Source organism: Halorubrum zhoui (genome assembly GCF_051194155.1).
Classification (GTDB): Archaea; Halobacteriota; Halobacteria; order Halobacteriales; family Haloferacaceae; genus Halorubrum.
Map to the genome: position 1 here is coordinate 19,278 of NZ_JBLZNJ010000003.1, position 18,857 is coordinate 38,134.

Annotated in this window: 19 protein-coding genes, 2 tRNA genes and 1 pseudogene; 8 read left to right on the plus strand and 14 right to left on the minus strand. The window is 68.0% G+C overall.

Annotated features, from left to right (window positions below; genetic code table 11):
- Window positions 1–29: 29 nt before the first annotated feature.
- Both ACNTAO_RS04210 and ACNTAO_RS04215 read right to left on the minus strand, forming a co-directional pair.
- Complete coding sequence (locus tag ACNTAO_RS04210) at window positions 30–1,145, minus strand: molybdate transporter family protein (RefSeq protein ID WP_435160714.1); 1,116 nt, start codon at window positions 1,143–1,145, stop codon at window positions 30–32.
- Between the two features lie 120 nt (window positions 1,146–1,265).
- Entirely contained in the window at window positions 1,266–1,730 is a 465-nt protein-coding gene (locus tag ACNTAO_RS04215; protein ID WP_435160715.1) for a DUF7124 domain-containing protein, read from the minus strand.
- Window positions 1,731–2,048: 318 nt separating this feature from the next.
- Here ACNTAO_RS04215 and ACNTAO_RS04220 point away from each other — a divergent pair.
- From ACNTAO_RS04220 to ACNTAO_RS04225, 3 genes and pseudogenes are all read left to right on the plus strand, one after another.
- A pseudogene (locus tag ACNTAO_RS04220) lies at window positions 2,049–2,327 on the plus strand (ubiquitin-like small modifier protein 1); the annotation flags it as partial.
- Between the two features lie 93 nt (window positions 2,328–2,420).
- Window positions 2,421–2,702 (plus strand): MoaD-like domain-containing protein, encoded by a 282-nt coding sequence (locus ACNTAO_RS12480; protein ID WP_496923238.1) that lies wholly within the window; start codon window positions 2,421–2,423, stop codon window positions 2,700–2,702.
- Window positions 2,699–3,091 carry a DUF8048 family protein gene (locus tag ACNTAO_RS04225; protein ID WP_435161350.1) on the plus strand — a complete coding sequence of 131 codons (393 nt, stop codon included), beginning with the start codon at window positions 2,699–2,701 and terminating at the stop codon, window positions 3,089–3,091. The genes ACNTAO_RS12480 and ACNTAO_RS04225 overlap by 4 nt, the downstream gene beginning before the upstream one ends.
- 41 nt (window positions 3,092–3,132) lie before the next feature.
- Here ACNTAO_RS04225 and ACNTAO_RS04230 read toward each other — a convergent pair whose 3' ends face one another.
- The 3 genes from ACNTAO_RS04230 to ACNTAO_RS04240 all read right to left on the minus strand — a co-directional run bounded on the left by ACNTAO_RS04230 (window position 3,133) and on the right by ACNTAO_RS04240 (window position 6,569).
- Window positions 3,133–4,311 (minus strand): inorganic phosphate transporter, encoded by a 1,179-nt coding sequence (locus ACNTAO_RS04230; protein ID WP_435160716.1) that lies wholly within the window; start codon window positions 4,309–4,311, stop codon window positions 3,133–3,135.
- A 363-nt stretch (window positions 4,312–4,674) separates the two neighbouring features.
- The gene (locus tag ACNTAO_RS04235; protein ID WP_435160717.1) at window positions 4,675–6,045 is read right to left on the minus strand and encodes an ATP-binding protein; all 1,371 of its coding nucleotides are present in this window, start codon (window positions 6,043–6,045) and stop codon (window positions 4,675–4,677) included.
- Window positions 6,046–6,494: 449 nt separating this feature from the next.
- Window positions 6,495–6,569: transfer RNA gene (locus tag ACNTAO_RS04240), tRNA-Glu, on the minus strand.
- 237 nt (window positions 6,570–6,806) lie between these two features.
- On the opposite strand from ACNTAO_RS04240, the gene ACNTAO_RS04245 reads away from it, so the two are divergent.
- The gene (locus ACNTAO_RS04245; RefSeq protein ID WP_435160718.1) at window positions 6,807–7,766 is read left to right on the plus strand and encodes a zinc-dependent metalloprotease; all 960 of its coding nucleotides are present in this window, start codon (window positions 6,807–6,809) and stop codon (window positions 7,764–7,766) included.
- A 116-nt stretch (window positions 7,767–7,882) separates the two neighbouring features.
- Window positions 7,883–8,377, plus strand: a complete 495-nt coding sequence (locus ACNTAO_RS04250; protein WP_435160719.1) for a pyridoxamine 5'-phosphate oxidase family protein — start codon at window positions 7,883–7,885, stop codon at window positions 8,375–8,377.
- 7 nt (window positions 8,378–8,384) lie between these two features.
- Here ACNTAO_RS04250 and tgtA read toward each other — a convergent pair whose 3' ends face one another.
- The 9 genes from tgtA to ACNTAO_RS04295 all read right to left on the minus strand — a co-directional run bounded on the left by tgtA (window position 8,385) and on the right by ACNTAO_RS04295 (window position 16,620).
- Window positions 8,385–9,866, minus strand: coding sequence for a tRNA guanosine(15) transglycosylase TgtA (gene tgtA / locus ACNTAO_RS04255; protein WP_435160720.1), 1,482 nt, complete (start codon window positions 9,864–9,866; stop codon window positions 8,385–8,387).
- 93 nt (window positions 9,867–9,959) lie between these two features.
- A complete protein-coding gene (locus ACNTAO_RS04260) occupies window positions 9,960–10,706 on the minus strand; it encodes an SIMPL domain-containing protein (protein ID WP_435160721.1) in 747 nt (248 codons plus the stop codon).
- A gap of 86 nt (window positions 10,707–10,792) precedes the next feature.
- Window positions 10,793–11,557: a Nif3-like dinuclear metal center hexameric protein gene (locus ACNTAO_RS04265; RefSeq protein WP_435160723.1), complete on the minus strand. Its 765-nt coding sequence runs from the start codon at window positions 11,555–11,557 to the stop codon at window positions 10,793–10,795.
- A gap of 67 nt (window positions 11,558–11,624) precedes the next feature.
- On the minus strand, window positions 11,625–12,968 hold the full coding sequence (hemA, locus tag ACNTAO_RS04270) for a glutamyl-tRNA reductase (protein WP_435160725.1): 1,344 nt from the start codon (window positions 12,966–12,968) through the stop codon (window positions 11,625–11,627).
- Entirely contained in the window at window positions 12,965–13,639 is a 675-nt protein-coding gene (locus tag ACNTAO_RS04275; RefSeq protein ID WP_435160727.1) for a precorrin-2 dehydrogenase/sirohydrochlorin ferrochelatase family protein, read from the minus strand. The genes hemA and ACNTAO_RS04275 overlap by 4 nt, the downstream gene beginning before the upstream one ends.
- A gap of 58 nt (window positions 13,640–13,697) precedes the next feature.
- Entirely contained in the window at window positions 13,698–14,783 is a 1,086-nt protein-coding gene (gene ahbB, locus ACNTAO_RS04280) for a siroheme decarboxylase subunit beta (protein ID WP_435160729.1), read from the minus strand.
- Between the two features lie 89 nt (window positions 14,784–14,872).
- The gene (locus tag ACNTAO_RS04285) at window positions 14,873–15,340 is read right to left on the minus strand and encodes a DUF7112 family protein (protein WP_435160731.1); all 468 of its coding nucleotides are present in this window, start codon (window positions 15,338–15,340) and stop codon (window positions 14,873–14,875) included.
- A 9-nt stretch (window positions 15,341–15,349) separates the two neighbouring features.
- Window positions 15,350–15,733, minus strand: coding sequence for a 30S ribosomal protein S6e (locus ACNTAO_RS04290; RefSeq protein WP_435160733.1), 384 nt, complete (start codon window positions 15,731–15,733; stop codon window positions 15,350–15,352).
- 50 nt (window positions 15,734–15,783) lie between these two features.
- Entirely contained in the window at window positions 15,784–16,620 is an 837-nt protein-coding gene (locus tag ACNTAO_RS04295; protein WP_435160734.1) for a lipoyl protein ligase domain-containing protein, read from the minus strand.
- A gap of 82 nt (window positions 16,621–16,702) precedes the next feature.
- Here ACNTAO_RS04295 and ACNTAO_RS04300 point away from each other — a divergent pair, with 82 nt between their 5' ends.
- The 3 genes from ACNTAO_RS04300 to sod all read left to right on the plus strand — a co-directional run bounded on the left by ACNTAO_RS04300 (window position 16,703) and on the right by sod (window position 18,764).
- Entirely contained in the window at window positions 16,703–17,596 is an 894-nt protein-coding gene (locus tag ACNTAO_RS04300) for a DUF8155 domain-containing protein (RefSeq protein WP_435160736.1), read from the plus strand.
- A gap of 236 nt (window positions 17,597–17,832) precedes the next feature.
- Window positions 17,833–17,916 (plus strand) — tRNA-Ser (locus ACNTAO_RS04305).
- A 248-nt stretch (window positions 17,917–18,164) separates the two neighbouring features.
- Window positions 18,165–18,764: a superoxide dismutase [Mn] gene (gene sod, locus ACNTAO_RS04310; protein WP_435160738.1), complete on the plus strand. Its 600-nt coding sequence runs from the start codon at window positions 18,165–18,167 to the stop codon at window positions 18,762–18,764.
- The last annotated feature ends 93 nt before the right edge of the window (window positions 18,765–18,857 follow it).

The following is an 18,857-nucleotide window of genomic DNA, read 5'->3' on the forward strand; positions in this document are numbered from 1 at the left end:
GCCACCACCCGGACGCATCCGAGCCCCGATCACGCCGGCTCGTCCGTCCGGCGGTTGGCGTACCGCGTCCACACGAGGTGTGTGAATACGCCGAGTAGAAACGCCAGGCCGAGGTTCGTGGTGACGCCGAGCCCGCCGATCGCGACCGAGAACAGCGGCCGCTCTGATGCACGGACGGATCGGGCCAGCGAGAGTGCGACGACGCCGAGCACGGCCCCGATCATCGCCAGTGGGATCGCCGCGACGAGCGCGGTGGTCGCGACCAGCGCGGCCGCGAGGTAGCCGACCCCAACGACGACGTTCGCACCCCCCGTCCGGGCGCCGAACGCGTACTTTCCGGAGACGCCATCACAACCGTGACACATCGGAATCCCGCCGAGTGGGACGGCGAGGAGGTTCATCACGCCCATGCTTGTCGCGAGCGCGTCCGGCGTCACCTCGGCGTCCAAGCGGTCGGCCAAGAGCAGCGAGGTCGCGAGCGCGGCGTTTCCGACGGTCATCGCCAGCTGTGCGAGGGTTCCTCGAACGGCAGAGGCCGTCGCCGCCGCCGCGAACGCGGGACGCGGCGGGAGGCCGGGAAGCGTCGGCGTCGGGAGACCGGTCGTCGACACGGCGACCGCCAGACTGGTCGCGACCACGATGAGTCCGGCGGCGGATCGACGTCCGGCCAGGGCCGCGATGCCGACGAGTCCGACCCCGACGGCCCCCACGCTCGGGGTAGCCAGCGCGAGGTCGAGGCCGGTCTCGAAGAGGACCAACGCGACGGCGAACTGGACCCCGCGGATCACCGGACCGCCGATCCACCGTTCGACCGCGCCGAGCGTCCCCGAGAGGCCGACGACGAGGAGGACGGTCCCCAGTGCCACGCCCGCGAGCGCGAGTTCGGCGTAGGTGAGCGACCCGGCGATGGCGAGCGCAGCGAGCGCCTTCATCGGCTCGACCGACAGCGGGAGCCCGTACACGACGCCCCACACCACCTGGAACGCTCCGAACCCGACCAGTACGTGTGGCAGTGAGACGTCGGTCAGCGTCGCCAGCGCGACCACGAGCGGGATGACCGTAACTGAATCACCTACCGCTCCGGTGAGCTCGCCCCGGTCGAACGCGACCCGACCGTCGGTGGCCGAGGCGACGTATCCGCCCATGTGCCGGTCGTCGCGTCGACCCTGCTTGAACGTTGGTAGTAATCGGGTCCCCACACGATCGACAGACACGTAGCCGGGTTTAATTTCGCGCGTGGACGGCACCCTGCGCTGGGCGCGCGGTCAGAACGGCCACCACGACCGGTCGCGAACGAGGCCGCGGAGACGCGAGAGCCGGCTGTCTCGGGACGTCCGGTTGGTCGGGTCACGGCGCTCCCATCCCGCCAACTCGGCCGCCTCACGAACGGGCCGGTACTCCCAGTCGGTGGCGTCGGCGATCTGTCGGTCGGTCCGTCCCGTGCCGACGAAGACGTGCCGAGGCGTGTCGGTCGCCTCGCGGATCGCCTCCATCGTCCCCCACTTGTCCCACCGCCGGATCGTGTAGTCGTTCTCGACGCCGTGCCGGTCGACGAACGCCTCCACGGCGCGTGTGTCGTTCGCGATGACGCCGACGTGGGCGCTCCAGGATCTGGCGTCGGCAAACGCTGCCGCCGGGTCCGCGAGCGACCGGGCGGCGCCGAGGCTAAACAAGAGCGTCAGTTCGGCGACCTCGGTCGGATCGGCAGCCGGGCGGTCGGGTGCGGTCACGCGTGGTCGACCGATCGATCGCCCGCGTCAGGCATAAATCTCGCGCGGACCGTCGCGCCCGACTGGGCTCTACTTCGGTCGCGAGTCGCTTAAGAGGGTGAGCCTTCGATGGAACACGTGGTGGCGATGACGACAAGTTACCCCCTCTGAGCCCCGTGTGACGATGGGTTTCCACCGAGCCACCGTCTCTGCGACGAGAGCGACAGCTACGCGGGTCGAGACGACGCCGCAGCGACGACGGGCGAAACGGCTCACGGACGCGTGCAAACGCGACCGGTGACGGCCGTTTTTATACCGACGCGTCCCGTTAAGCCGGCTATGGAACTGGAGCTCCGCTTTTTCGCGACCTTTCGCGAGGCGGCCGGCGGCAAGACGGTCGTTCGCGAGTTCGAGGGCGCTACAGACGTCGGAGACGTGCTCCGTGCCCTGGAGGCCGAGTACGACGGGATGGCCGGACGGCTGATCGTCGACGGTGACCTCGCCCCGCAGATCAACGTGTTGAAGAACGGCCGAGAGGTGCTCCACCTCAAGGGCCTCGCGACCCCGCTCGAAGACGGGGACCGACTCTCTGTGTTCCCACCGGTGGCCGGTGGGGCGGTCGACGCCGAGCGCGACGACGGCGAGGACGACGAGCTGGTCGACGGTGAGGACGGCGAGCTGGTCGACGCCGACGAACGAGTGCCCGCTGAGGTGGGCTGGGTCCGCCGATCGGTCGCGTACCGTGGGATCTCTCGCCGGCTCGCCGCACACTACCTCGCGAATCTCGGCGGCCAGTTCGTCGACGCGGAGACCCCAGAAGCGGCGACTCGGATCGACGGCGATGGGTGGCGAGCGTCGCTCGAGGCGGTCGAGGTGCGAGCCGCGGGGTCGATCACGCTCACCGAGGTTCGTGTGTCGTTTGCCGGCGACGAGTCGGTGCTTGAGGGACTATTGCCCCGGTTCGAACGGAAGGCGATGCGTGCAGGGGGCTGATGGACGACGCCGATCCCGACGCCGGTGACCACCCGATCGGTGGCACGCCACTCGTGAAAACGGCCGCGCTAGCGAGCGTCCCCGCAGACCGGCTCTCACCGCTCCTCGCACAGGTGCAGCGGTGTCTCGAACCACGAATCGAGACGTACCGGCGTCGCTACGAGCGCGTCGCGTGCGATGAGGGCCACGAGTCGTTCCTCGTCGAATCGGATCACTGGGAGGCTGTCGGTGCGGAGTTAGCACTCGCCGACCGCGAGCGCGACGCCGTCCGGCGAGCCCACGAGACGGCAGTCGTCTACGACGGCACGCGGTCCGGCCAACGCGACGAACTCGAGACAGCCCTCGAGATACGGTCGGCGGTCGTAATCGGGACGACGAACGAGACGTGAGACCTCGGACGAGATGAGGCAGAAGGTGGTCTCAGAGCCACTCACGCGATTCCGGGGACGAGCACGAAGAAGCCGTACGCCAGGATCGTTGACACCGACGGCCCGATGATCCACATGGAGACGTACTTGATGATCGCGCGAGGGTTGAACAGGTCGCCCGCGTTGAGCACGGGTTCGGGCTCCGCGGCACCGATCGGCTCGGCGGGCTCGCCGGCCATCCCCTCGGCGGTGATCGCTCCCGCGGCGATTTCTTTATGTTTCGTGTCACGGCTGACCGCCTCCCGGAACGTGATCGGTCGGGTCGCCCGTCCCCACCCGATCCCGACGATCGTCATCACCGTCGCCATCACCAGACTGATCGGGATCCCGATCGCCGAGAGTGCCGTCGTGATAGTCGAGGCGGTCGCCATGACGAACAGGGCGGCGAGAAGCGGAATGTCGCTCAGCTCGCCGCCGACCGACTCCATCGTCCGCCGAGCGATGGTGAATCCGCCGACGCCGATGGCGAGCGTCGCGACGACGATCGCCAGGTTCTCTGGGAGTCCCGCGGCGCCACCTACCAGGGGCGCGGCGGCGTTCGGGACGTTGCTCGCGCCTGCGCTGAACGACATGTAACACCCGATCGCGAGCACCACGAGCGTGCTCCCGAACTCCGAGGTGGTCGTGTTCGGACCGAGCGTCGGCCGCGGCACGGCACCCGTGCGGTCGAGCGTCACCAACGGCCCGTCGGAGCTCTCGATTTCGACCCGCTGGTTCACCTCCGTGTACACGTAGCGACCGATGACGCCGCCGACCCAGAAGCCGATTATCGGGGTGACGATCCACCACGTGATGATCTGGGTGACGGTCTCGTAGTTGAGCGTGCCCGTCGCGAGTCCGAAGCCAGCGATCGCGCCGACGGTGGTCATCGAGGTCGGCACGGGCACGCCGAAGAGGTTCGCGATGAGGATCCCGAGTCCGATGAAGAACAACACCGCGACGCCTCCGCTCAAGGAGAGGTCGGTCGTGACGATTCCCTCACTCAGCGTGTCCATCACGTTCCGACCGACGGTCCACCCACCCAAAAAGACGAAGAGCGTCATGAGCGCTGCTGCCGCGGTCTTCCCGATGGTCCCTGCGCCGACCGGCGGCCCCCACGCGATCCCGGTTGAGGAGCCGCCGATGTTGAAGCCGACGAAAAGAGAAGCGACGATGCCGACGGCTAGCAGCGTTTCGATCATCAGTACACGCTACGCCGATACGGGTAAAGTAAGCATCGTCATCGGGCGGCGGCTCACCCGCGTCGCGTGCAGACCGATCCCCACGAAGGAATCCTCGCGCTTCACGGCGGGGAGGATATCAACTCCCGATCATCTGCGTCACTGCTCCTCACAGGCAACGATAGGTAGTTACCCGGGTCCGAGAGCGCTACGGTCGTCTCTCCGATCGGCCGTGTGAAGGTGTCAGCACCGTGAACGGGCGGGGAGGAGCGTTTAATCGGTCCCTCTAGTGAAGGACCTCGGGGACAAGCGGTTCGAGACGCGAAGCGTCTCGTCATCACGGAAATCTCCGATTTCCGTACGACCCCGGGGCACTCGCCTTGATTATCTGTGGATCACGTCCGACAGGTCGAAGAGGCGGACGTCGTCGCGGGCGTCGGCGACGCGTTCGAGATCGTCAGTGTATCCGGAGCGACTGAACAAGACGTACAGCGACGCCCCGTCTGCCGGTTCCGCTGCCCACCGTACGTCTGACGTCGTCCGTTCGAGATCCGTGAGGACGCCTTCGCTCACGGGGCGCGACGTGAACTTACACTCGCCGGCGACGAGTCCCTCGTCAGTAAGTCCAAGCACGTCCAACTCGCGTTCCTTGAACCACCACTGCCCGAGGTCCGTGAACTGTCGATCCACGAGAGCGGGGAGCGCCTCCTGACAGAGCCGTTCGAACAACGGACTCACGTAATCCGCGAGGTCCGGTGCCACGAGTTCGTCGTACGCGTCGTCGCCGAGCAGGCGAAGCTGGTCTTGGTTCCCGTACACGAACCGGAACCAGAACCGGAACAGCGGCGCTGCGATGCGATACCGGCCGCGGTTCGACGACGTCGGTGACGCCGTCACGGGGATGTGGCGTTCGACGAGGCGGAGGCGGCGGAGCTTCTGGAGGTACGTGCTGAGCGACCCCGACTCTACGCCGGCCATGCCCGCGATTTCGTTCGGCGTTCGACGCCCGTGAGCGAGCGCCCGGAGGATGCTGAAGTACGTGTTCGGTTGCCGGAGCTCGGTCCGGAGCAGGAACTCCGGCTCGGAGTACAGGAGCCCGCGCTCCGACAGGATCGCTTGCTGGACGTTCGTTCCCAACGGTTGGCCGGGGTCGATCGTCTGCAGGTAGTACGGCGTGCCGCCGTAAATCGACCACGCGGCGATCGCGGTCTCCGGATCGTACGCCGGGAAGAACTCGCAGGCGTCGCCGACGTTGAGCGTTTTGAGATCGATCGTCGCCGTCCGCCGCCCGTACAGCGGTGCGCTTCCGGAGAGGACCTCGTCTTCCATGACGCTGATCGACGACCCGACGAGCACGAGCGTCATTTCGGTGTCCTGTAGCTCCGTGTCCCAGACGCGTTGGATCCGGGACGGGAGTGATTCATCCTCGCCGATGAGGAACGGGAACTCGTCGATGACGACGACGGCGTCCTCTGCCCCGAGTGCTTCGAGAAGTACCTCCCAGTCACGGCGAACGTTTTGTAGCGACGGGAACTGCGCAGTAACGGTCTCGACGAACTGCTCGCGCTGGTTCTGCGCCGTGGACTCAACCGCCTGATAGTACACCGCGTCGTCCCGATCAGCGATCGACTGGCGGACGAGCTCGCTTTTCCCGAGGCGACGGCGTCCGTAGATCACGACGAAGTCCGCCGTCTCGGAGTCGTAACAGCCCGTGAGTTGATCGAGTTCAGCGTCCCGATCAACGAATCGTTCCATACCGTCAGTCCTCACTCCACACACATAGAACTCCCGAGTTTGGAAACTGCGATTTCTGAAATTGCGATTTCTTAATTGCCGTTCAACGGTAGGTCTCACACGAGGAGCCACACTCAACCGATACCGAGGCACATGCGTGTCTCACAACACGTTAACGTGTTCTGGAGTTCTTCCCGGGAACCGCCCGGTAATCGTCAAGCTCCATCGGCTCCCTCCGGAGACCGAGCCTCCCGGCACGCGGATGGCACTTCGTCCGCTGACCACGTGCGCGAACCGCACGACGACAACGGGGTGAGGATCGCGTCCTGCGAACCCGATGGGCGTCGCAAACCGGGGAATCGCATGACTGCGCGGTTGTGTGTGAATCCTTCGAACTTACGTGGTCTACACGTTGAGTCGGACATGCGTGACAGCGCAGGCGAAAACCACGAGACGGCGGGAGGAAAGAATGCTCCGGCTGGGATTCGAACCCAGGTCATTGCCGTGAGAGGGCAATATGATTGGCCGGACTACACCACCGGAGCACACCGCTACGTCGTGGTGCATCAGCAGGTACACCGCTGTAAAGTAAAACAGTTCCGCTTCGGCCCCGCCGTGATTCGGTTTGACGCGGTCGACGACCCGTGGACCGTCGTCACCGACCCCGGTCGACGCGGGACGGTGCGGCCGGTACACCCGAGAGAGGCGGGGGGTCGACGAGGCGACCGCTGCAGCCGCACTCCCAGCACAATCCACTTACGCGTCGGCAGTGTCGGATCGTCATGCACCTCTTTCGAAGTCTCCAGGCGGTCTCGGAGGCCTCCGGAACCGGCGTCGTCGACTGGGAGCAGGCCGGGGTGGCGGCGAAAGCCGGTACCGACTCGGGGTCGCTCGCGGTGAACGAGGCGGACAGATCGGGGTACGCCGCCGACGTCCGCGACGCGAGAGACCGGCTGCGAGCGGTCACCGACATCGGATTCGACCTGCCCGAGACGGTCGAACTCCAGGATCGCCACCACTGGATCGACGCGAACCGCGCGACGTTCCGGCGCGTGGTAGCCCCCGTCGAAGCCGCGGCAGCCGAAGCAGCTGGCACCGCCACCCGTGTGGTCAACACCGGCTCGATGGCGTTCGCACTCGGCTTTCTCGCCCGAAACGTCGTCGGGCAGTACGACCCGTCGTTGCTCGCCGACGCGTCTGACGCCGACCACGGACTCTACTTCGTGCACCCGAACGTCGTCGCCGTCGCCGCCGAACTCGACGTGCCGTACCCTCGATTTCGCCGGTGGATCGCGTTCCACGAGGTGACACACGCCGCCGAGTTCGGCGCGGCGCCGTGGCTCACCGGGTACCTCGAGTCGCGAATCGAACGCGGAGTGAGCGAACTGACGAGTGGCGCCGTCGACCGTGCGGCTCTCGCCGAGCTCCAGGCGACGATGACCGCCGTCGAAGGGTACGCGGAGGTGTTGATGGACCGGGCGTTCGACGACGAGTACGCCGACCTCCGTCGAAAACTCGACGCCCGCCGCGGGGGCGGTGACCCGCTCTCACAGCTCGCTCGCCGGCTCCTCGGACTCGGACTCAAGCGCCGACAGTACGAGCGTGGCGCCGCGTTCTTCGACCGGATCGTCGACGAGCGAGGACTGGACGCCGCGACCGTGGTGTGGGATCGCCCAGAGACCCTCCCGACCGACGCCGAGATTGACGAGCCCGAGGCGTGGCTCGCCCGTGTCGACCCGTGAGGACGTCGACCGGACGGCGACCACACCACGACCGTCGACGCGGATCCACGGGCGCGCTCACCGCGGGTGCGGAACACCGCCGATGGGTTTAGGGACTACCTACACGCATAGGACGCATGAGACTCACCGGGCCGTGGGACCGCGAGCGGGTCGACGAGTTCCTCGGGGCAGCACAGATCCCGGTGCGACTGGGCTGTCACACGCCAGCCGGCGATCCGTGGATCGTCTCGCTGTGGTTCCGGTGGGACGGCGCGGTCCACTGTGCGACGAGCGCCGACGCCGACCTGGTGTCGTTTCTCGCTGCCGACGACCACGTCTCCTTCGAGGTGTCCACCAACGACCCACCCTACGCGGGCGTTCGTGGGCGGGGGACGGCGTCGGTCGAGCCCGACGTCGACAAGCGGCTGTTGCGGCGGCTCTTCGGGCGGTACCTCGGTGGGACGGACAACGACCTCGCCGACGCGTTGTTGCGCCCGGAGCGCGAGGAAGTCCACGTCCGGATCGAGCCGGAGAGACTCCACACGTGGGATTTCTCGGGACGGATGCCGGGCGAGCCGACGGACGGTACGGCTGCGGCTACGGAGACCAGCGTGACGACGGAGCCCGAGTGAGCCGGGCTCAACGCCCGAGGTCGGCGAGCCGCTCCGTCTCGACGCGAGCGGGGAGCCGGTCGAGTGCGGCCGGATTCCAGTCGTCGTGTCCGAGGGTGAGTTCGGTCTCGGGGTTCGCGTCTGCCAACCGACGAACACCGTCGGCGGCCGAGGTCTGGGCGGCGGCGTCGACGCGCTCCGGAACCTCCGCGGTGAACGGATAACTCTCGGAGAGCGCACGGGGGAACGGCCCGAACGGCGGGACCACCCGCCACACCGCGTCGTACGAGTGCGTCGACGGCGACTTCGACTCCGTGAGAAGCAGCCGGGCTGGCGCGTCGAGTCGGTCGAGCCGGTCGTGATGCCGGCAGACCTCTGGCCGGCGAGCCGCCTCGTGAGAGGTGTAAAAGAAGGTGTCTTTCGAGACGGGGTCGGTCGCCTCGAGCTGATCGACGTGGTCGAGCAGCGCCCGATAGCCGTCGAGCATGGCCGGGTGGCTCCGGGCGCGGCGGTCGACCAACTCGAGGAGCGTCCCGCGGCGGATCGCGGCCTTGATTCGTCGGATCTCTTCGAACGTGACGTGGAGGTTGTGCTCGGCGAGGAGTCGCTCACGCTCGTCGGCGGCGCGGTCGCGCACCTCACTCGGCGTGTGTGCGAGACACACCGGACACGAGCAGGGAAACGCCGACAGCTCGGCGAGGTGTTCGGTGCCGGCAACGGTCAGGTATCGCCCGTCGCGCGCCATCAGCGCGTAGGCAGCCGAGTCGAACAGGTCACAGCCCACCGCGACCGCGAGCGCCAACATCATCGGGTGGCCGGCGCCGAAGAGGTGAACGGGACAGTCGGGGTCGAGCCCACGCTTTGCGGCCGCCACGGCGTCGACGACGTCGGCATAGCGGTAGGCGTTCAACAGCGGGACCATGGCGCCGACGGGGAACACGTCGAGGTCGGTCGCGGCCGCACGCCGCCCGGCCGACGCGCGAAGGTCGGCGTACGTCGAGCCCTGAACGGGGGCGTTGACGAGCATCTCACCGGTAGATGCGGCCTCTGCGTCGTCGAGTGCGCGCATCGTGGTCTCGAGTTCCGATTCGGCTCGCTTGCGATCGATGTCGGGCGGCGTCGGCACGTCGACCGGCGTGGCGATGTCGCTGCCGATCCGGCGCTGAAACTCGAGGATCTCGGCGGTTGTGACGTCGATGTCGCCGTACTCTGCGAGCTGAAACGAGCCGGAGTCGGTCATGATCGCCCCGTCGAATCCGAGATACGCGTGGAGCCCCTCCTCGAGCACCTCCTCGCGGATCCGGTCGGTCTGGTCGACAATGTAGGCGTTCGTGATGAGCATCTCCACGCCGAACTCCGCTTCGAGCCGCGCGGGCTCGATCGTGAGCACGTTCGGGTTGACGACCGGCAAGAGCGCGGGCGTCTCGACGGTGACCCCCGCACGTGGAACCGTGAGCCGGCCGATCCGGCCGGCGGCGTCGTGGTCCCGTACCTCGAAGTGATCGCGCATACCTCGAGTGCGACGAGGCGGGCGGTAAGCGTTGCGTTCTACCGGATCTGGGAGATCACGCCCCTCCGTCGCCGTGACGGCCGCGGAGACCGGTCAGGTCGGCTCGGCCGCGAAGACGACTCGTACCGTCACCGAGACGTCGACGTCGCCCGGCTCGACTCCGGTCGTCGGCCCGTCCGATCCGCCTGCCGCCTCGGCTTCGAGCCCCGTGCTCCGATACGGAGTCGTCCGGACGTTCGTCGTCGACACCGTGTGGACGCCGGTGATCGTGAGGTTCGCGTGCGAGGCGAGTACGTCGGCTTGCCCGCGCGCGCCGTCCATCGCGTCGGTGAGCGCTCGCTCGCGGACGGCCGTCTCGCGTGCCGCGGAGAGGCCGAACTGCACGCGCTCGACGCGGTCGGCACCGGCGCGTATCGCGACGTCGACGACGTCGCCCACCGCCTCCACGTCGTCGAGTGCCAGCGCGTACACGTGGGTCCCCACGTACGGTGGGTCGTCCCGTCCGGTCGACGGCTCTCGCGCTCGCCGCTGTCGAACGTCGTATCGCTCGGTCCGAACGTCGGCTTCGGTCAGCCCCCGATCGAAGAGCGCAGTCCGCAGGGCGTCGTCCGCGGCCGCGAGTTCGTCTCTGACGGCCCGTGCGTCGGGGCCGGTCGACTCGACGGCCACGAGCACCGTCGCGCGGTCCGGCGCGCCGGACGCCCCGCCGTCCGCGGTCACCTCGATCGACCGGTCGGGGCCGGCTGCGTCACCGGCCGTGGTCGCCCCACCTGTACACCCTGCGAGGAGCACGCACGCCGTGAGAGCGACGGCTGCGAGACGCTGTCGTCGTGTTCGCATCACTCGGCTCGTACGTCGCCTACCGAGATAACCTGGCGGGTGTTCTCTCGCGTCGATAGTCTCGACGCCGGGCCCGGAGAGCGCGACTACAGTCCGGTTGGGTGCGAGACGAAGCTGGTCTCGAGTCCCCACTCGTCGGCGAGTGTCTGTAGCGAGCGGACGCCGAACGTCTCCGTGGCGTAGTGGCCCGCAAGAAACACCGTGAGGCCCGCCTCGCGGGCCGCGTGGTACGCCTGCTGTTTTCCCTCGCCCGTGATCAGCGCGTCGGCCCCGGCGTCGACGGCCTCCTCGAGCCAGTCGGTTCCCGACCCGGTGACGACCGCGACGCGTTCGATCGCGTTCGGCCCGAACGCGAGTGCGCGAGTCTCGCTCGTCTGTCCCTCGAAGGCGTCGAGACGACCACAGACCGTCTCCGTCGAGAGTGGCTCACGCGTCTCGCCGACCGTCCCGACCGTCACCGGGCCGAGCGCACCGAACGGCTCCCTGTCGGAGAGTCCGAGCGCGTCGGCGACGCCCGCCGCGTTACCGAGCGTCTGGTGGCCGTCGAGCGGGAGGTGGGAGACGTACAACGAGAGGTCCGCGTCCACGAGCGCAGCGATCCGGTCGTACGTCTGGCCGGTCACGTGGTCGATCCCACCCCACGAGAGTCCGTGGTGGGTGACGAGCACGTCCGCGCCGGCCGCAGCCGCCTCGTCGATCGTCGCGACGGCCGCATCGACCGCGAACGCGGCGTGCTCGACGGTCGCCGTAGCCGGCCCGACCTGGAGGCCGTTCGCGCTGGCGTCCACCTCGCTGTACGCGTCCGTGTCGAGGCGGTCGTCGAGTCGGTCGACGAGCGTCTGAAGGTGCATACGAGTGGATACGAGGCCCGAATCAAAAGCGTTCTCGTCGCTTCCTCACGCCACGACGTGTCCGTGCTCAGTCGTCTAGCTCGTCGAACGGCGGGTCACCGGCACTGGCGAACGGAACGCCGGCCGGCGGTCCTCCCTCACCACGCTCACCCGGCGTCTCCGGCGGGGCGTCGAACTCGGGGTCGAAGAGCTCGAGAGCCGTTCGGATCGTCTCCCAGTCGTCCTCGCCGGCAGCGTCTCGTAGCGAGTGGGTGGGCGCGGCGAGAAGCTGTCCGACGAGCGCGTCAGCGAGCGACTGGACCGTCTCTCGCTGGGCGTCGGTGAGATCCCCCTGCGCCTCGAGTTTCGTCATCGCTCGGTCGACCTCACGGGCCTTCACCCGGTCTGCACTCGCGTACATCATCGAGATGGCGTCGTCGGCGCGCTTGCGCTTGTACGACCGGAGGATGCGGTCGAGCTCTTCGTCGACTATCGACTCGACCTCTCGTGCGGCCGTCTCGCGCCGCTCCCGCGTTCGGTGTGTGATGTCCTCGAGCGCGTCGATGTCGAAGACGGTGACCCCAGAGCGGTTTGCCGCGGCGGGATCAACGTCCCGTGGCTGGGCGATGTCGATACACACCACGTCCGTTGCATCCGCGAAGTCGGCAGGTTCGAGGATCGGGTCGGAACTCCCGGTCGCCGTGATCACGACGTCCGCTGTGGCGACGACCGTAGGGAGCTCGTCGAGGTGTGCGACCGAAGCCGTCGTCTCGACCGCCTCGGCGACGAACGCCGCGTGTGGCACCGTCCGGTTCGCGACGACGATCGTCGAAACGGGCGTGTCGTCGAGGCTGCGCGCCGCGAGCGTCCCCATCTCGCCCGCGCCGACGACGACCGCGGTGGCGTCCGTGAGGTCGACCTCACCCGCCGCGAGTCTGACCGCGGCCGACCCGAGCGAGACGACGCCCTCGTTGATCGACGTCTCCGTCCGTGCACGCTCGCCCACGTGGATCGCTTTCGTGACCGCGTCCTCCAAGACGGGCCCGACGCCACCGGCGGCTCGAGACTCCTCGTACGCGTCGCGAACCTGACCGATGATCTGGTCTTCGCCGAGTACGAGCGACTCAAGTCCGGCAGCGACACACATGAGGTGTCGGAGACTCCCCTCGTGGTCGAACCGCTGTACCGCACCCCCGCGGACGGTGGGGGCGAACGAGTCGAGCGCCGCGTGACCGTCGCCGGTGTGGTCGGTCACGACGAACGCCTCCGAGCGGTTACACGTCTGGAGAGCGAACGCCTCTTCGACGCCTTCCCGTGCGAGTAGGTCGGAGACGGTCGCCCGGACGCCGTCCCCACCGGCTGCCTCGATCTCGTCGACGGTCGCCGCGTCATGTGCGACGCTCACGCCCGTGATAGCACCCGGCTCGTTCATCGGTCGACGACCTCTTCGATCACGTTGTACGCCTCATTACGAGCGTACGATCTCCCCTTTTGTAAAGCCTTCCAAACCGCCGGAGATCGCACGACTCGACGGATAGCGGTCCGCCGGTCGGCGGGGGCGACGCCGGCGTCTGCAAGGGCCGTCCTGAGCTCTCCCGAGAGGAGCGCCATCTCCCCCGCGCCGTCGATCGCCGACTCGATGCGCTGGCGGAGCGCCTTCGCGAGCGCCGGGCTCTGGCCCCCCGTCGAGATCGCTACGCGAACTGGGTCGTCGGCCACCGTCGCGGGGACGACGACGCTCCCCGGGTCGCGCGCGCCAGAGACGTCCGTCCGGTTGACGAGCGCCCCGGTCGCGAGTGCCGCCGTCTCGGCCGCCTCGTTCACCGCCTCGTCGTCGGTTGCCGCAACGACGAGCGCCGGCGAGAGTCGCTCGATCCATCCACTAACCGTCGATGGTGACGGTGCCGCCCTGACGAGCTCTACGGACCCCGAAGATGCCTCCTCGGCCGCTTCCGCCGCCTCCAGAAGCCGCTCGTCGAAGTTGGGGCTGAGGACGACGACGCGAGCCTCCGAGCGGAACCGAAGCGCCTTGCGAGCTCCGACTGCACCGCCACCGACGACGAGAACGGTGGCGTGCGTGAAGTCGTGATAGAGCGGTATCATCGGTGCAGGTAACTGTGTGACGTCGGTGTCGTCTGTGCCCGCCGATCGCGTCGACGAGTCACGCCGTGTTGCTCTCGGCGCGCTCGGCGATCCGGATGCCCGTCTTCTTGAGGATTCGTGTCGAGAACAACGTGTCCCAGTCGTCCGAGCCGACGTCCCAGTAGTCGGCCATCGTCTCGCGAACCTGTGCGACTCGACGCTCGCTTTCGGCCTCCGTTCGGCCGTGCGTCATCGCGAAGAAGTTGTACTCCCACACCCCTGCGTGACGCGGTCGCTCGTAACAGTGAGTGACGAACTCGAGGTCGGCGACGACCGGGCCCACCTCGTCGAGGACGTCTTCGGGCACGTCCCAAACCGTCATGCCGTTCTCAGTGTACCCGAGCGCGTAGTGGTTCGGGATCACGCCGACCCGGCGGACCTTCCCCTCGCGTCGGAATCGTTCGATGGTCTCGACGACCCACTCGACGTCCGCGTCTATCGCCGCGGCGACATCCGCGTACGGGGTCTCGGTGATCGGTAGTCCGCCCTGAATCTCGACGACGAGGTCGCGCTCGTCCGGCGTGAGCGTCGACCGATCCGACGGATCGACCGCAGGCGCCAGTCCGGACAGGTCGACGTCGCCGTCGGGAACCGGTCCGTCGACGAGGAACTTCGCACCGACGTGAAACTCCTGGAGTTTCGGGAGGTTGTACGTCTCTTGGCCAGTCGCCGCTTCGATCTCCGCGAGCACCTCTTCGACTCGGTCGTCGCCGTCTTTGTCCGGGTCCGGGTGGTCGGCGACGCTCACCACGAACCACACGTTGAGATGTGGATGCTCCCGCTCGTAGTTGTGTGCGACCTCGGTGAAGTCGTTCACCGTCTCGACGACCTCGTCGAACCGCTCGGCCGGCGCGTGCATGGCGACGAGCGACGCGGCACCCCCGATCGCTTCTGCGTTGACGAGCGCACCGAACCGCGAGAGCACGCCCGTGTCGTCCAGCTCACGGACGCGCTCACAGAGCTCGGTGCCCGTCACCTCGACGCCGTGGTCTCCGAGTGCGGCTGCGGCGGGACCGAACGGCCGCCGTGTCACCGGGAACCCACCCTGGAAGGCGTTGATGATCGCCCGGTCGAGCGCCGACAGATCCGCGTCGACCTCTCTCATACCTACCGTTCGGGGACGCGGGAGAATAAGCGATCCGACCCGCGGCCGGTTGGCACCGACGGCGGTCGACGCACGGACGTCGACGACGGTCACTCGTCGAGACGTTCGGCGATGTCTGTGAGCGAGGATCGTGGTTCGCGCACGGCGTCGTACACCGCTCGCTCGCCCGGGAGCCGGAGTCCGTACTGCTCGCCCGGAACGACGACGTCGAGCACCACGCTGTCTCCCGGTTCGCGGTCGCTCGCGGCGAGCCACTCGGTCAGCCGATTCCGTCCCTCACCGGGCGTCCGCGCGCGCCGGCGGTCGTCGAATGCCCCGCGAAGCAGTCGCCCCTCCGTGTCGGCGGCCACCCGTGCGTGGTACGTCGACCGGTCGACATCGAGCCGGATCAGGTTGCCGTCGGTGAGTGAGAGCGTCTCACACGAGCCGGACTCGACCCGACCTTCGAGGGCTGTATCCGCCGGCAGACGCACGCAGAGACGTCGCGTGCCGCCGCTCCGGGCGAGCGACACGCGGACGGCGGCAACGCTCTCGTCGTCTGAGGCAACGCGCGGCATCGATGCGGATTATTCGTCGTCTGCAAACGCGGCCGCGACGTCGCCGTCGCCGTCAACGACCGCGACGTTGATCTGTGCCACGTCGTCGGCGATCTCGCTGCCGCGGACCGTGATTCGCTTTCGCTCGCCTTCACGAGACGGCTTGAACCCGACGCCGCCCTCCAAGAGGAGCTCTTTCAGCCGGGTTCCAGAGACGTCAGCACGCATCGGGCGGCCGGTCTCGTCGGAGCCACCGGTGATCTCGACGGTGTGTTCGGAGAGCCCCACGGCGTCACCGTCGACCTCCTCGCCGATGCTTCGACCGAGGAACCGGTTCGCATCCTGTCCGTCGACCGTTCGCTGGACCGTCTCGCCGGAGTCGGGGTCGGCGACGACGACGTTGAATTCAGCCATGAGCCGACTGAGACGCCCGCGAATAAAAAGCACGTCGAAAGACCCCACGGTCACGGCTGGCCGCTCGCCCCGGTCGTTTCGTCACCGACGTGGGTGACGGTGATCGTCGGGAACCGATCGTGTACCGTGGTGTCGGCGGCTACGTCGACATCGGCGAGGGGGCCGGCGTGGCCGTCGCTCGACGAGCGACGCGCGGTGTGAGCCTCGATGCGCTCGTCGGTCGCACGTGTCGAGGCACACAGCGCGAACTCGACTGCCCGTCGGATTGCGGCGGCGTCTGTCGGTCCACCGGCTGCCTCGACGCTCCCGACCGTCGCGGGGTCGAAGTCGACCGCGAGCGCATCGTAGGTGGGCGTGAGTACCTGGCCGAGGACCGTCGCATCCGCGACCGTCGGGACCAGACACCCCGCGACGAGTGCCGCGTCGGCGCGGACGCGCTGTGCGAGTCCGACCAACTTTCCGCTCGCTTCGACGCGAACGGAGTGGTCCCCGGGACAGAACGACGCCGGCGGCTCGCCGGGGGCCACGGCCGCACCGAGGTCCCGGAGCGCTCGCCGAACGACCCGGCCAACGACCGTGTAGCGGTCGTCGATCGATTCTCCACGGTCCTCACGAGGCGTAGCTACCGCGAACGCGAGCGTCTCCCCGGAGTAGGCGACCGCACGGCCGCCGACGGAGCGCTCGACCGGGGCGAAGCCGGCTCGCTCGGCGGCGCGACGGGCCCGTTCGTACCCCGACGCCCTGGTGTCCCGTCGCCCGAACGCGACGTGTCGCGGTGGCGCCCAGACGCGCACGCCCGGCACTCCCTCGGCGGCGCGTTCGAGTAGCCGTGCCGTCAGCTCACGGTCCCGGACGGGATCAGGTGCTCGGCCGCGAACGAGGTGCACGGTAGCTAGTCGTCCCGCCTCGGGCAAACGCGTTTCGCCCGAACTGCGATGGGGATTTTATCTTCCCACACCACGAGTGCGTATGCCTGTCAGCCTGCCGTCGTCTGTCGTTGGTCGGTACGAGCGGTTCTCACGGTACAACTCGCCGTATCCGGCACACGACGGCGGTCGTGCGGTCGATCTGTATCCGGCCGATGAGGCGGCCGTCTCGCCGGTGGCCGGCGTGGTGCGTGAGACACGCACCGTGGGTTGTCCGAGTCGGGCCTACGCCGCGTCTACCGATCACCTGATCGTCGTCGACCTCGCCGACGAGTGGTGCGTGACGGCCGGTGTCGCGGCCGGCACCGTCGCGCGGGTCCTCCACGTAGACCCCGCGGTGAGCGCGGGTGATCGGATCGCCGTCGGCGACACGCTGGGACGGCTGACGCGGTCCGGCTTCTTCGGTCGGTGGGTCGCGAACCACCTCCACCTCGGATTCCGACCACCCGGGGCAGACGCCGTGCGCGCGAGCGGGTCGCTCACCGTCGCCGTCGACGCCGACGTAGCGGGTGTCGCGTGGGACGGCACCGGAACCGTCGTCGAGACGGGACCGACACACGTCGTCGTCGGCGGACCGGACCACCCCGAGCCGGGCGACCGGTTCGCGGCGCTCGCGAGCGACGAGGGCGTCCCGCTCGACGGCGGCCTGTGTCACTACGCCGGCGGCGGGACGTTTCGTGAGGAGCCCGTCCCGGCCGCGGTGTCGCTGTGGGGGACGCGAGTCGGGACACGGACCGAGCAGGGACTCGAGTGGGAACCGGTCGACGTGGTGGTCGATGGAGCGCGCGTTGTCGGCCTCTCGCTCTTCGCGGGGATCGACGACTTCGGTGTGAAGGTCGTCTGTCCGGACCACGACCTCGTCGTCGGCGATCGCGTGACCGTCGGGACCGAGCCGAGCACGGATCCGATTCGGCTCGGGCGTGACGACCGGGCGTAGCCGCACGCGGGCGTCGGGACGAAGACGACTTGGACGGACGCGTGGTGTCGAACAGCCGGCGTGGAGGAGTCGCGACGGCCCACCGGGCTGGTCCTCGGGCGCCGCGGTCGGTGCGTCAGCGCATAGCGTGGCTGGTGCGTCATGGTATATAAGCCGTCGCCGGACACGACGAGCACCGGAACCGCGTCGGCCGACACCGACATCCCTTAGTCGGCGGACGCCCTCGTCGCGGTTGTGGTGGGATGGCAGAGCGGCCCATTGCGCCGGTCTTGAAAACCGGTAGCCTCACGGCTTCCTGGGTTCGAATCCCAGTCCCACCGTCCGAGACGGGTCCCACGTCGTCTCGCGCGCGAGTCGGAGCGGGTGGCGTAACTAATATACATTACATCTCGACCGGTCACGGCCTCCTATTGGAGACCAGTTCGGGACGGCAGGCGCGTAGCAACCCCCCACGAGGTGGTTCGAGTCGGGCGAAATCGGCGGGTTCGCTGCCTGCTGGCGTGTGGTACCACGTGCCGCATTATCTTTAACACGAATCGCTTCCATCGTAGATACAGGTGATACAACGATGAGCTACGAACTCGACCCACTTCCGTACGAGTACGACGCGCTTGAACCGCACATCTCCGAGCAGGTGCTCGAGTGGCACCACGACACCCACCACCAGGGGTACGTCAACGGCTGGAACGCCGCCGAGGAGACGCTCGAGGGGAACCGCGATGAGGGCGAGTTCTCCTCGTCTGCCGGCGCGATCCGTAGCGTAACCCACAACTCGTCGGGCCACATCCTCCACGACCTGTTCTGGCAGAACATGTCACCGGAGGGCGGCGACGAGCCCGAGGGATCGCTCGCCGACCGGATCGAGGCCGACTTCGGCTCGTACGAGGCGTGGAAAGGCGAGTTCGAGGCGGCCGCCGGCGACGCGAGCGGCTGGGCGCTGCTCGTCTACGACACGTTCTCGAACCAGCTCCGCAACGTCGTCGTCGACAACCACGACGAGGGCGCGGTGTGGGGCGGTCACCCGATCCTCGCGCTGGACGTCTGGGAACACTCCTACTACCACGACTACGGTCCGGCCCGGGGCGACTTCGTCGAGAACTTCTTCGAGGTCGTCGACTGGGAGGAGCCGGCAGCCCGCTACGAGCAGGCCGTCGAGCTGTTCGAGTAACGCCAGCCGGACGCGCTGGACGCGCGTCGAATCCTGTGTTTTTTGATCGAGACCAGCCACAGCGACGACCGAGGTGAGCGGCCCGTCGGTGTC

What these genes read in the sequence shown, in the direction of transcription:
- ACNTAO_RS04260 (WP_435160721.1), bottom strand. Translation starts at nt 10,706, where the DNA reads ATGCGAACACGACGACAGCGTCTCGCAGCCGTCGCTCTCACGGCGTGC.
- hemA (WP_435160725.1), bottom strand. Translation starts at nt 12,968, where the DNA reads ATGAACGAGCCGGGTGCTATCACGGGCGTGAGCGTCGCACATGACGCG.
- ACNTAO_RS04290 (WP_435160733.1), bottom strand. Translation starts at nt 15,733, where the DNA reads ATGGCTGAATTCAACGTCGTCGTCGCCGACCCCGACTCCGGCGAGACG.
- ahbB (WP_435160729.1), bottom strand. Translation starts at nt 14,783, where the DNA reads ATGAGAGAGGTCGACGCGGATCTGTCGGCGCTCGACCGGGCGATCATC.
- ACNTAO_RS04245 (WP_435160718.1), top strand. Translation starts at nt 6,807, where the DNA reads ATGCACCTCTTTCGAAGTCTCCAGGCGGTCTCGGAGGCCTCCGGAACC.
- ACNTAO_RS04250 (WP_435160719.1), top strand. Translation starts at nt 7,883, where the DNA reads ATGAGACTCACCGGGCCGTGGGACCGCGAGCGGGTCGACGAGTTCCTC.
- sod (WP_435160738.1), top strand. Translation starts at nt 18,165, where the DNA reads ATGAGCTACGAACTCGACCCACTTCCGTACGAGTACGACGCGCTTGAA.
- ACNTAO_RS04275 (WP_435160727.1), bottom strand. Translation starts at nt 13,639, where the DNA reads ATGATACCGCTCTATCACGACTTCACGCACGCCACCGTTCTCGTCGTC.
- ACNTAO_RS04265 (WP_435160723.1), bottom strand. Translation starts at nt 11,557, where the DNA reads ATGCACCTTCAGACGCTCGTCGACCGACTCGACGACCGCCTCGACACG.
- ACNTAO_RS04210 (WP_435160714.1), bottom strand. Translation starts at nt 1,145, where the DNA reads ATGGGCGGATACGTCGCCTCGGCCACCGACGGTCGGGTCGCGTTCGAC.
- ACNTAO_RS04285 (WP_435160731.1), bottom strand. Translation starts at nt 15,340, where the DNA reads ATGCCGCGCGTTGCCTCAGACGACGAGAGCGTTGCCGCCGTCCGCGTG.
- ACNTAO_RS04235 (WP_435160717.1), bottom strand. Translation starts at nt 6,045, where the DNA reads ATGGAACGATTCGTTGATCGGGACGCTGAACTCGATCAACTCACGGGC.
- ACNTAO_RS04230 (WP_435160716.1), bottom strand. Translation starts at nt 4,311, where the DNA reads ATGATCGAAACGCTGCTAGCCGTCGGCATCGTCGCTTCTCTTTTCGTC.
- ACNTAO_RS04300 (WP_435160736.1), top strand. Translation starts at nt 16,703, where the DNA reads ATGCCTGTCAGCCTGCCGTCGTCTGTCGTTGGTCGGTACGAGCGGTTC.
- tgtA (WP_435160720.1), bottom strand. Translation starts at nt 9,866, where the DNA reads ATGCGCGATCACTTCGAGGTACGGGACCACGACGCCGCCGGCCGGATC.